Source organism: Streptosporangium sp. NPDC006013, assembly GCF_040614275.1.
GTDB lineage: Bacteria > Actinomycetota > Actinomycetes > Streptosporangiales > Streptosporangiaceae > Streptosporangium.
Genome location: NZ_JBEXUE010000343.1, coordinates 1 through 10,961, shown reverse-complemented (window position 1 = coordinate 10,961; position 10,961 = coordinate 1). Strand labels below are relative to the sequence as shown.

13 protein-coding genes are annotated in these 10,961 nt (G+C 69.6%); 3 read left to right on the top strand and 10 right to left on the bottom strand.

Annotated features, from left to right (window positions below; all coding sequences use genetic code 11):
* On the bottom strand, nucleotides 1–418 hold a 418-nt coding region (locus tag ABZ260_RS36560), incomplete at its 3' end, for a hypothetical protein (protein WP_355626721.1).
* Nucleotides 419–439: 21 nt separating this feature from the next.
* Complete coding sequence (locus tag ABZ260_RS36555; RefSeq protein WP_355547607.1) at nucleotides 440–1,141, bottom strand: hypothetical protein; 702 nt, start codon at nucleotides 1,139–1,141, stop codon at nucleotides 440–442.
* A 133-nt stretch (nucleotides 1,142–1,274) separates the two neighbouring features.
* On the opposite strand from ABZ260_RS36555, the gene ABZ260_RS36550 reads away from it, so the two are divergent.
* Complete coding sequence (locus tag ABZ260_RS36550) at nucleotides 1,275–2,471, top strand: amidohydrolase family protein (RefSeq protein WP_355626719.1); 1,197 nt, start codon at nucleotides 1,275–1,277, stop codon at nucleotides 2,469–2,471.
* Here the strand turns inward: ABZ260_RS36550 and ABZ260_RS36545 are convergent.
* The 4 genes from ABZ260_RS36545 to ABZ260_RS36530 form a co-directional block, all read right to left on the bottom strand.
* Nucleotides 2,452–2,790: a YkvA family protein gene (locus ABZ260_RS36545; RefSeq protein ID WP_355626717.1), complete on the bottom strand. Its 339-nt coding sequence runs from the start codon at nucleotides 2,788–2,790 to the stop codon at nucleotides 2,452–2,454. The two genes, ABZ260_RS36550 and ABZ260_RS36545, sit on opposite strands and share 20 nt — an antisense overlap.
* Nucleotides 2,791–2,968: 178 nt before the next feature.
* Nucleotides 2,969–4,384, bottom strand: coding sequence for an amidase (locus ABZ260_RS36540; protein WP_355626715.1), 1,416 nt, complete (start codon nucleotides 4,382–4,384; stop codon nucleotides 2,969–2,971).
* Nucleotides 4,385–4,387: 3 nt separating this feature from the next.
* Complete coding sequence (locus ABZ260_RS36535) at nucleotides 4,388–5,356, bottom strand: LLM class F420-dependent oxidoreductase (protein ID WP_355626714.1); 969 nt, start codon at nucleotides 5,354–5,356, stop codon at nucleotides 4,388–4,390.
* A gap of 185 nt (nucleotides 5,357–5,541) precedes the next feature.
* Nucleotides 5,542–5,847: a hypothetical protein gene (locus ABZ260_RS36530; RefSeq protein WP_355626712.1), complete on the bottom strand. Its 306-nt coding sequence runs from the start codon at nucleotides 5,845–5,847 to the stop codon at nucleotides 5,542–5,544.
* A 373-nt stretch (nucleotides 5,848–6,220) separates the two neighbouring features.
* Here ABZ260_RS36530 and ABZ260_RS36525 point away from each other — a divergent pair, with 373 nt between their 5' ends.
* Nucleotides 6,221–6,385, top strand: coding sequence for a hypothetical protein (locus ABZ260_RS36525; RefSeq protein ID WP_355626710.1), 165 nt, complete (start codon nucleotides 6,221–6,223; stop codon nucleotides 6,383–6,385).
* A gap of 76 nt (nucleotides 6,386–6,461) precedes the next feature.
* Here ABZ260_RS36525 and ABZ260_RS36520 read toward each other — a convergent pair whose 3' ends face one another.
* Both ABZ260_RS36520 and ABZ260_RS36515 read right to left on the bottom strand, forming a co-directional pair.
* The gene (locus ABZ260_RS36520) at nucleotides 6,462–7,229 is read right to left on the bottom strand and encodes a hypothetical protein (RefSeq protein WP_355547621.1); all 768 of its coding nucleotides are present in this window, start codon (nucleotides 7,227–7,229) and stop codon (nucleotides 6,462–6,464) included.
* Nucleotides 7,230–7,310: 81 nt separating this feature from the next.
* Nucleotides 7,311–7,931 (bottom strand): TetR family transcriptional regulator, encoded by a 621-nt coding sequence (locus tag ABZ260_RS36515; RefSeq protein WP_355626709.1) that lies wholly within the window; start codon nucleotides 7,929–7,931, stop codon nucleotides 7,311–7,313.
* Between the two features lie 557 nt (nucleotides 7,932–8,488).
* Between ABZ260_RS36515 and ABZ260_RS36510 the strand changes: the two genes are divergently transcribed.
* The gene (locus ABZ260_RS36510) at nucleotides 8,489–9,352 is read left to right on the top strand and encodes a hypothetical protein (RefSeq protein ID WP_355626707.1); all 864 of its coding nucleotides are present in this window, start codon (nucleotides 8,489–8,491) and stop codon (nucleotides 9,350–9,352) included.
* A 115-nt stretch (nucleotides 9,353–9,467) separates the two neighbouring features.
* Here ABZ260_RS36510 and ABZ260_RS36505 read toward each other — a convergent pair whose 3' ends face one another.
* Nucleotides 9,468–10,535, bottom strand: a complete 1,068-nt coding sequence (locus ABZ260_RS36505; RefSeq protein ID WP_350913606.1) for an aspartate-semialdehyde dehydrogenase — start codon at nucleotides 10,533–10,535, stop codon at nucleotides 9,468–9,470.
* On the bottom strand, nucleotides 10,532–10,961 hold a 430-nt coding region (locus ABZ260_RS36500), incomplete at its 5' end, for an ACT domain-containing protein (protein WP_355626705.1). The genes ABZ260_RS36505 and ABZ260_RS36500, both read right to left, overlap by 4 nt.

Below are 10,961 nucleotides of genomic sequence, written 5' to 3'. Positions count from 1 at the left end.
CCCACACGCCACCGACGGACGCAGGCACCTTTCTGCCCCAGAGGGGCACGAGCTCCCATCTGCCGGAGTCGTCCGGCTCGGTCGCCCTGATCCGGCTCCGGCCCAGGTCGCCCCCGAGATCCGCCCTCGTGTAGGCGGGCCGTTCCGCCAGGAGCGCCTCCGGGCCGATCTCGCGCCAGATCAGCGGGCCCTGGGCCCAGCGGACCCGGTGGATCGCGCCGGACTGCTCGTCGTACTCGAGGAAGGAGACGCGGCCGGCCGCCGCCGCGGCGCGGAGCTCGGCCCGTGTCCCCGGCCGGGGGGTGAGGCTCAGCACGGTGACCAGGACGCCGAAGAGCAGGACGAGCAGGAGCACCGTCCGGATGGTCAGCCCGAGGAGCCGCCAGCCGCGCCGGACTTCGACCGCTTCGGGAGCCATACCTTATTTACTACCTCATGGTCATGCGTTGACCATCGCCATACCGAAAAGAAGCGCCACCGCGATCGCGAACCCTCGCGTGCCGTCGATTCTGGCCGGTGCGGGCAGCACCTCGTACGGTCCGCGCCACAGGGGATGGGGCTCCAGCAGGACGTAGAGCAGCGAGCCGCCGGTGAGGAACATCCAGAACCATGCCCAGCGGCTGGCGTAGCGGGGGTTCGGCCGGGTCAGCATGAGCAGCCAGGCCAGCACCTCCGCCGCCACCGCCACCGGGCCGAAGGGTTCCCACCAGCGCCCGTAAGCGGGCGAGCCCATCAGACCGCCGAAGCCCTCGGTGCGCACGATCTCCACGCCGGGGTCGGCCACGGCGCGTACCTGGGCCAGGAAGGCCCCCTGGCGGCGCTCAAGGGCCTCGGGGACCAGCCGGGTGGTCTCGGGGTCCCAGACGTCGTCGGGCTGGTCGAAGCGGGCCTGGCTCCAGGAGAGCGGCCCGTGCGACCACGTCAGCGTGCCGTAGGCGGGCCAGTTGCGGTCGTAGACGACCTTGGTCACCCCACCGTCCCGCAGGTCCGAGATGAGCTCCGAGGCGGGCCGCAGGGGTGGCGCCTGGTTGAGGTGGACGACCACCGTGGAGATCGCGAGCACGAACAGCAGTGCCAGGCGCACGACGTACGGTATGTCGCCCCGTGCCGGAACCACCACTCGCATCTCTGCCCCCGTCACGCGAGATCCACCGCCAGACAGGCTAGCCGGTGGTCCTGTAGGGCGCCGGTAAGAGACGTCTTGGGAGACAGAGATACCAACCGGAGACCTTGCGGCTTGAACAGTGTTATTCCAGCGTCATACGGTTGACCGTGTGACTACGCCGCTGCTCCCCGACCCCGAGCCCAGGCGGCGGGACTATGTGATCATTTCGGCCGATGACCACCTGATCGAGCCGCCCGACATGTTCGACGACCGGCTGCCGGAGAAGTACGCCGAGCTGGCTCCCAAGGTGGTCGAGACCGACTCGGGTCACCAGGTCTGGCGCTACGGCGGTGCCACCTACCCCTGCGCCGGGCTCGACGTGGGCGCCGGTCTGCCCCGCGAGCAGTGGACGCTCGACCCGGTGCGGTTCGAGCACATGCGTCCCGGCTGCCACGACATCGAGGCCCGGATCGAGGACATGGACCGCGCCGGCGTCTGGGCCGCGCTCTGCTTCCCCGGCATGCTGGCCGGGCAGTCGGGCATGGTCTTCGCCAAGACCCGCGACCAGGAACTCGGCCTGGCGATCCTGCGCGCGTGGAACGACTGGCACGTGGACGTCTGGGCGGGCACCTATCCGGAGCGGATCATCGCCCTGCAGCTGCCCTGGCTGACCGACCCCGAGATCGCCGCCAAGGAGATCCGCGACAACGCGGCGCGCGGTTTCAAGGCGGTGCTCTTCCCCGAGTTCCCCACCCGGCTACGTCTGCCGTCCATCCACAGCGACCACTGGGACCCGTTCTTCCAGGCCTGCGAGGAGACGGGCACGGTCGTCTGCCTGAACGCCGGCGCCGGCTCCTGGGCACCCGTCCCCTCGCCGGACACCCCGATCGAGGCGATCACCACACTGATGCCGGCGAGCGCCATGTTCGCCTGTGCCGACTGGCTCTGGTCGGGCATCCCGCTGCGCTTCCCCGCGCTGCGGATCCTCATCGTGGAGGGGGGAGTGGGCTGGCTGCCGATGCTCGCCGAGCGGGCCGACTACGCGCTCGACCACCCGGTGGCCGGCGAGGCCTCCTGGGAGGGTGGCCTGAAGCCCAGCGAGGTCCTGCGCAGGAACTTCTTCTTCGGCACGCTCAACGACCACGCCCTGTCCGGGGTGCGGCTCGCCGTCGGGCTGGAGCACGTGCTGCTGGAGAGCGGCTACCCCCACTCCGACTCCACCTGGCCCGACACCCAGCAGGCCATCGCGACGAACCTGGGCAGCCTGCCGCCCGCCGACATCGCCCGGGTGGCCTACGGCAACGCCGCCCGCCTGTTCGGCCACCCGCTGCCCTCTCGCGCCTGGCTCAGGATGGAACAGCTCTGACCCGGTCACGCTCCCAGTCGACGTAGCGTCCGCCCTCGCCGAGCAGGGAACTCATCAGCCACAGGAAGACGCCGAAGTCGTCGGCCACTCCGATGAGAACCAGGAAGTCGGGGATGACGTCGATCGGCGAGATGATGTAGAGCACGCCAAGGCCCATCATGGCCAGCTTGCCCTTGCTCATACCGGGGTACTGCCCGCGCATGACCGCGCCGATCATCCTGGGGAGGGCGCGCAGGCGAGCGCCGAGACCGGGCGAGCCCGGCTTCGACACATTCCTGTACGTCTTCCACGCCTGTGCCGCGCGCGCCGCCTTCGCCATGGGGATTCCTCTCGGAAGCACGTTCGCCTGGTGGCGTATTACCCCGCCACCTCACGATATAACGCGTGATTTTCCGATGCGGTTCCCGAACGCCCGCCGCGACCGGGACGGTCACACCCCCGCCGCCGCTCCCGTCCATCCGTTCCCCGATATCACCAAATATCCCGAAAAAATCGCATCAGCGCATCGCCGGGTGCTGGAAGGGCCGCTCCTCCTCGATCTGGGCGGCCACCCGGATGAGCAGATCCTCCCGTCCCGCCGCGGCGACCAGTTGCACGCCTACCGGCAGACCGTCCGCGGTGCGGTGCAGCGGCAGGGAGATCGCGGGCTGCCCGGTGGCGTTGATCGGCGAGGTGAACGCCACCGCCTGGTTGGTCAGGCCCCGCGAGAGGCTGACGTCGTCCGCGGGCAGCCGGCCGAGGCGGAAGGGCGCCACCCCCAGGGACGGCATGAGCAGCAGGTCGTGGGATTCCCACCAGGCGGCCATCCGCCGCCGGAACCCGTCGATCCAGTCACGCGAGGACAGGTAGCCGACCGCACCGAGCTCGCGACCCGCCGCGCCCAGGATCCGGTTGCGCGTCTCCAACTCGTCCAGCTCCACGGGTCTGCCGCGCCAGCGCCCGATCTCCTCCAGGTCGGCGGCCACGTGGGCGGCGACGACGGTGCCGAAGTGCGTGGCGAAGCCGTCCTCGGCGAGCGCGGACGGTCCCCCCGGCTCGACGTCGTGCCCCAGCGCCGCCAGCAGCCCGGCGGCCCCGGTGACCGCGGCCACCAGGTCCGCCTCCGGCGAGATGGTCCCGTCCGGATGTTCGGTGAGGAAACCGATCCGCAGCCGCCCGGGGTCGGCTCCGACCTCCTCGGCGAGCGGGCGCCGCCAGGCGGACGCGCCGTACGGATCGCCCGGCATCGTCCCCGCGACCACGTCGAGGGTCGCCGCGCTGTCCCTGACCGTACGGCAGAGCAGGCCCGCGGCCGAGAAGCCCGCCCAGGGCTCGCCCGCCGACGGCCCCGAGCTGACCCTGCCCCTGCTGGGCTTCAGCCCGACCAGCCCGCACATGCTCGCCGGGATCCGGATCGATCCGCCGCCGTCGCTGGCCGTGGCCACCGCGACCATGCCCGCCGCCACCGCCGCTGCGGATCCCCCGCTCGACCCGCCGCTGCTGTAGCGGAGGTCGTACGGGTTGCGGGTCGGGCCGAACGCCACCGGCTCGGTGGTGATCGCGGTGCCGAACTCCGGGGTGTTGGTCCGGCCCAGGATCGTGAACCCCGCCCGGCGCAGCTTGGCCACCGCGTAACCGTCACGCTCCGCCGAGATCCCGTCGAGGGTACGCGATCCCGCGCGGTACGGCTCACCGGCCATGCCCCAGCCCAGATCCTTCAACAGTGTCGGCACTCCCGCGAAGGGAGCGTCGAGCTCGACCTTGTCCGCCTCCTCCAGTGCCCGCTCGAACCTGCGGTGGACCACCGCGTTGATCGCGCCGTCACACGCCTCGATCCGCGCGATCGCCGCCTCGGCGAGCTCTCTCGGAGAGACCTCTCCCTTCCATACGGCCTGCGCCTGTCCGAGCGCGTCCAACTTCAACAGGTCGTGCAAGAGTCACTCCTCGGCGGGGGCCAGATCTCGTACGGCCTGCGTGATCGGAACCTCGCCACCGGGGATGGGGGCGAGAACCGGGGTGCTCAGACCGTTGCGCACATACTCCCTGATCCTGGCCCTGCACGTGGCGGCGTCGCCGTGCACGATGAGCTCGTCCACCACCTCGTCGGGGATGGCCTTGAGCGCCGCCTGCCGGTCACCGGCCGCCCATGCCTCGTGCATCGGCCGCAGCACCTCCCCGCGCCCCAGCCAGTCGTGGAAGGCCGCGTAGACCGGGACCGTCAGATAGCTCGCGAGCATCCAGCGCCCGAGCTCGCGCACCTTCTCCGCGTCCTCGCTGACGCACACGAACAGCCGGGCGATCAGCTCGGTCTCCTGCCCGACCTCGGCCCTGACCTTCAGCACGTCCTGCGGCGAGAGCCAGTTGGTGATCGCGCCGTCGGCCTCGCCGGCGGCCAGGTGCAGCATCCGGGGGCGGAGCGCGGCGAGCACGATCTTCGGCGGGATCCTGGGGGCGCGCTCCAGCTTGAAACCCTTGACCTCGAACGTCTCGTACCGCTCGGTGACCTTCTCTCCCGCGAGGGCCTTGCGCAGGAAGCGCAGGGTGTCTCTGGTCCTGGCGAACGGTTTGACGAACGCTCCGGCGTTCCAGCGCTCCACGATGGCCGGGGAGGAGGCCCCGATGCCCAGGACGAAGCGATCGGGGGCGAGGTCGGCGAGCGTCGCGGCGGACATGGCGAGCAGGCCGGGCCCCCGGGTGGAGACCGGGACGATCGCGCTGCCGAGCCGTACCCCCGGCGCCCATTCCGCGGCCATCGCCAGGGGCACGAAGCCGTCGACGCCGTTGACCTCGGCGGACCAGACGTCGGTGTAGCCGAGCCCGGGGAGTTCGGCGATCAGATCCTTGGAACCGGCCAGTGAGCGGTCGTAGAAGGGAACCGTCATACCCCAGCGTGGGCCCGTAACCATCGTGCCGCCTCCATGTCAGTGGTCGCCGCCCCGGGACCTTCCCCCTAGAACGACATTCTGATGTAGCTTGCCGCACCCGGCTGGGGGGTCGTCAATAGGTTGACTGTACCAACCAGACGGTATGCCCCGGATGTAATGATCTATATCGGCTCCCCGCTTACCCTCTCATTACTTTCCGTATGATGTTAGAAACCTTGCGTGACGACGCATCGGTGGAGGAAAAAACGACGGGGCCTGCTCGGCGCGGCGATCCTCGCGACCTGTATCGCGGCCCCCGCACCGGCCGCGCCGGCCGTGCCGCCCTCGCTCTCGGCGCTCTCGACGCGCTCGACGCTCTTGACGGCGGGCGGTGCCGGCCCGCCCGCCCCGCAGGTCGTCCAGCACATCAGAAAGCCGATCTCGGCCTCCAGTCGCTCAGCGCGCCCGGAACCCGAGACGGACCACTCGACAGCAGGCCCCCAGGCGAGTTGGGAGCCCGGATATCCGGCCATGCCGCCACCCGAGATGAAGGCCGAGCCCGACTACCCGACAGCACCTCCCCAGGTGGGCTGGGAGCCCGAGGATCCGGTCGCGTTTCCCGCCGAGGTGAAACCCGAACCGGACCATCCGAAGGAACCGCCGGAGAAACCGGGCTACCCGGCAGACATTCCGATCAAGCCGGAACCGGAGCCGGATTCCAAACCCAAGCCTGAACCCAAGCCCGAACCGACACCCGAACCCGAACCTGAACCGACACCCGAGCCCGAACCGGAGTCGCCTACGCCCGCCCCACCCTCACCACCCCGGCCCCGCCCGCCCGCCTACGTTCCCAAGGCCGCTGTCACGCCGACACCACCCCGGACCCGCCCCCCGCGGCCCGCACCGGTGGCGCGTCCCAGCGTTCCTCCCCTCCTGCGGCAGCGACTGGTGCTGGACCGCTACGCCGAGCGGCGCGAGGGCACCGACCGCAGGCTCGTCCTCCTGGTGATGTTCACCGGCGTGATCTCGGTCACCGCGGTCGCCGCCCTCAACCACCGGGGCCGCAGATAGCGCGGACGGCACACGACCGGACGACGAAGCCCGCCGGGAACCACCGGCGGGCTTTTCCGATCCCGGACGCGCCGAACTACGGCTGGGCGGGAAACTGGCCGTCGATCTGGTCGTACTGCCGCTGCGCGGCCTTGAACGCGTCAGGCCCGACGGCACCCGGCCCGCTGAACGGGTGGCTGATCAGGATGATGAAACACACCCCGATGACGACCACGCCCACCCGGACCAGATCGGCGACGATCGACGGGAACGTGGGCCGCACCCTGAGCGTCCAGGGCAGCGCGATCACCAGCAGCCCGGAGAGGATCATCGAGATCACGAAGATGCTCTCCAGACCAGTGCTCGCGTCGTCCCCCCTTACCGTTCGGGCGTGGGAGATCTCGGAGATCCGGTCGAGCGCGTCCTGCTGGAGGTTCTTGCTCGCGTCGCCGATCGGCTGGAGCCGGAGCACCGAGGCCCGCATGTCGGCGAGGGTCTGCCCGGGGAGCGGGGACATCTCGCTGCCGGCCATGAGCGGCCAGTCGAGGTCGATGCTCTGCGCGGTGTACTGGCGGATCTGGGTCCTGACCGGCACCGCCTCGGGGATGGGCGCCACCGACCAGTACATCTCGGTGAGGCTCTCGGCCTCGGCCTGGACGTCGGTCTCCGTCGCCCAGAGCCCGTCCCGGCACAGGACCGCGGCGTAGGCCAGCACCAGCAGGTAGACGGCGAGGGCGAGATTGGCGGAGAAGTCGATGGACGACGAGCCGTGCCCGTCGTCATCCCGCCCCTTCCTCCTCAGCACACGGAACGCGATCAGCAGGATCGCGACGGACAGCACCACCAGCACGGCTACCCAACCCATGGGACTCCCTTGAATCCGTCATCAAATCAACCACTCAGGGTAATCAGATCGACACGATGATTCCTGGAGTTCCGCCGGTATTCACTCGCGAAGTTCGTGAACTCCCGCGATGAAGTCACGGGCGACCCCGCGCAGGCCAGGCAGGTGCGAGAGCCCCACCAGCCGGTCCACCAGCGGCACGGTGAGCTCGATGAACCGATATGTCCGTCGGCATCCCTCCGAGTCGTCGTGCACCCAGAACAGCACGACGCCCATCGACATCAGCCAGAGCAGTTCGGGCAGCTCGGCCCGCAACTCGGCGTCCATGCGGTCGGAGGATCCCTCCACGACCCGCCGGTAGATCTCGATCGACGCGTCCCTGGAGGGCGAGGACTCGGCGCTGAACGGGTTGAGCGGGTTGCTCGGCTCGGCCGCGTGCTTGAAGAACTTCACCGCGAACTCGTGGTACGGCTCGGAGACCCGCACCCACTCCCGCAGCACGCCTTCCAGCCGTGCGGCGAATCGGCGCTCGGTGGCCAGCAGCTTCTCGCATGCGGCCTCGTGCTCGGCCTGGGCCCGGTCGTAATAGGTCTGGACCAGGATCTCCTTCGAGGCGAAGTAGTAGTAGGCGTTGCCCACCGACACCCCGGCCTCGGCGGCGATGGCCCGCATCGTGGTCGCCTCGTACCCTCGCTCGCGAAAAAGCCGCAGGGCCGTTTCCACGATGACCTCACGGGTCCTGTCTGATCCACGGCTTCTCGGGGGCGGCTCGGCCATAGAGCACCTGTCACCTATCGCTTGGAGCTGGGAGAACGGGCTCGTCTGGTCTCTCTCCACTGGACGAACCCTAGATCATCCGTCCCGCGTCACCAGGGAGAAGCCCCAGTCAACGACCCTAGGCGCGCCACATTGCCCCCGCCACTCATATCAACTATTGCCACCCGGCTCTCGCCTCCGCGTGCCTCTGGCGGCAGCGACCCGATCATGCCGAGCACCGTGCGACCCCTGTCTCAGCAGGTCATCGAGCCGCACGATGATCCCCATTACCGGGCAAAATTCACTCTTCGGGAGGGATCATCCGGGTTCGGGGGTGGGATTGATCCATTTGGCGGAAGGGCTCCCGCGACAAGGGATACATAATGGGGACACGTCCCTGTAGACAGCGGGCTGCCCGGTTCACCGCCGGAGCACTGCTCGCTCTGCAGATATCTTTCATCGCATCGGCCCGGGACGACAGTGCGACCGCGGAGAGCGGACACGCGTCGGCCACCGTCACGATCGTGAGCCGGCCGATCGCGGCCGGCCCGGCGGAGGCACGCCGGTCCACGATCATCGGGACGTACGACACCGGCGCCCTGGAAACCGCCGGGCTCTACCGCCGGACCGTCCACCAGGAGCCCTCCCTCCAGGGGAGGGACATCGCCACCACGGGCACACCGCCGGAACAGACGACCCCCCTGATCCTCGAGACCACGGGACGGACGCGGGCCGCCGCCCTGGCGGGCACGCCACCGGAACAGGCGACTCCCCCGATTCTCGAAGCCGCGGCGCGAACGCGGGACACCGCCACCGCGGACGCGCCATCGGAACAGGCAGCCCCCCTGATCCCCCAGAGCCCCCGGGAGACCCGGGCCTTCCAGCCGCAGTCCCTCCCCGAAACCTTCGCGGAGCAGGCACCCTCCGCCCCCGAGAGCCCGACCGAGGCCCACCCCCCTCAGGCGCAGCAGGCCAAGCAGCGCCAGCCGGTGCGGCTGGCACAGGCGGACGCCAAGCAGCGCCTGAGGGCGGCGGGCCTGACCTGGAGCTCCTCGGGTAAATGCGCGAACCGTCGCGGACGGCACTGCACCTCGCTGCAGGCGGTCCGGGCCGCCACCGTCTCCGACGTGATCGAGCTGAAGCGCCGCAGCGGTTGTCCCCTGGTCGTCACCGGCGGCACCGAGGTGGGCCATGCCCCGGGCCCCTACAGCCACTACATGGGCTACAAGCTGGACATCAAGCCCAACGCATGCATCAACCGCTACATCACGAAGAACTATCCGTCACAGGGCATACGAGGTGACGGAGCCCCCCTGTACGGCGAATCGGCGACCTCGGGCACCCTCTACGCCCGCGAGGCGGACCACTGGGACATCCTCTTCCGCTGACTCGCGAGATCCCACCTCCCAAGCGCCGGGTTCCACCGCCTCCGGTGCCCGCCGCTCACGCGAGCGCCGCGAGGGTCGTGCGGCGACATCCGATGCCGCCGCACGACCGGGGAGGTTACCCGAACTCGGCCGCGACCAGCTCGGCGATCTCCGCCGCGTTCAGGGCGGCGCCCTTGCGGAGATTGTCGCCACAGACGAACAGGTCGAGGGTGTTGGGGAAGTCGAGCGCCTGGCGGATTCGGCCCACGTAGGTGGGGTCGGTTCCGACGACGTCCGCCGGGGTCGGGAAGACGCCGTTGGCCGGGTCGTCCATGACGACCACGGTCGGAGCGGCCTCCAGGATCCGATGGGCGTCGGCGACGGTGATCTCACGCTCGAAGGTCGCGTGCACGGCCAGCGAGTGGGTGGTGATCACTGGGACGCGGACGCAGGTCGCCGAGACCTTCAGGTCGTGGATCCCAAGGATCTTCCGCGACTCGTTGCGGAGCTTGATCTCCTCGGAGGCCCAGCCACCGTCCTTGAGCGAGCCCGCCCACGGCACCACGTTGAACGCCACCGGTGCCGGGAAGGGCGACTCGGCGTCCCCGAGCCTGTTCTGCAGGACCTTGCGCACGTCACCGGCGGTCTGCCCGACCGTACGGTCGCCCGCCAGGGCCTCGACCTCGTCGTAGAGGCGGGCCGAGCCCGCCACACCCGCGCCGGAGACCGCCTGGTAGGAGGCGACCACCAGCTCACGCAGGCCGTACTCCTCGTGGAGGGCACCCATCGCGGCCATCATCGACAGGGTCGTGCAGTTGGGGGTGGAGATGATTCCCAGCGGCCGCTCACGCGCGGCCTCGGGGTTGACCTCCGGCACGACCAGCGGAACCTCGGGGTTCATCCGGAAGGTGCCCGACTTGTCGATGACGACGGCACCGCGCTCGGCGGCGATCGGCACCCACGTCGCGGAGACCTCGTCCGGCACGTCGAAGATCGCGATGTCGACGCCGTCGAAGACCTCGGGAGTCAGCTCCTGGACGACGAGGTCCTCACCGCGGACCCTCAGGACCTTGCCCGCCGAGCGGGCGGACGCGACGAGCTTGATGTCTCCGTAGACGTTCTCGCGGCCGGAGATGATGTCCCGCATCACGGTGCCGACGGCGCCGGTCGCGCCGATCAGGGCAAGGGTGGGCTTGCGGCTCATCGCCCGGTACCTCCATAGATCACGGCTTCAACCTGGTCGGCGTCGAGGTCGAACGCGCGGTGCGCGGCGCTGACCGCCGTGTCCACCTCGTCCTGTCCGACGATCACCGAGATGCGGATCTCCGAGGTGGAGATCATCTCGATGTTCACCCCCGCGTCGGCGAGAGCGGCGAAGAACGTCGCGGTGACGCCGGGGTGCGAGCGCATGCCCGCTCCGATCAGCGAGACCTTGCCGATCTGGTCGTCGAAGAGCAGCGACTCGAAGCCGATGCGCTCCTGGATCTTCTTCAGCGCGGTGAGCGCCACGGAGGCGTCACTCGTGGGCAGCGTGAAGGAGATGTCAGTCCGGCCGGTCGTCGCCGCCGACACGTTCTGCACGATCATGTCGATGTTGACCTCGGCGTCGGCGAGTGTTTTGAAGATCGTC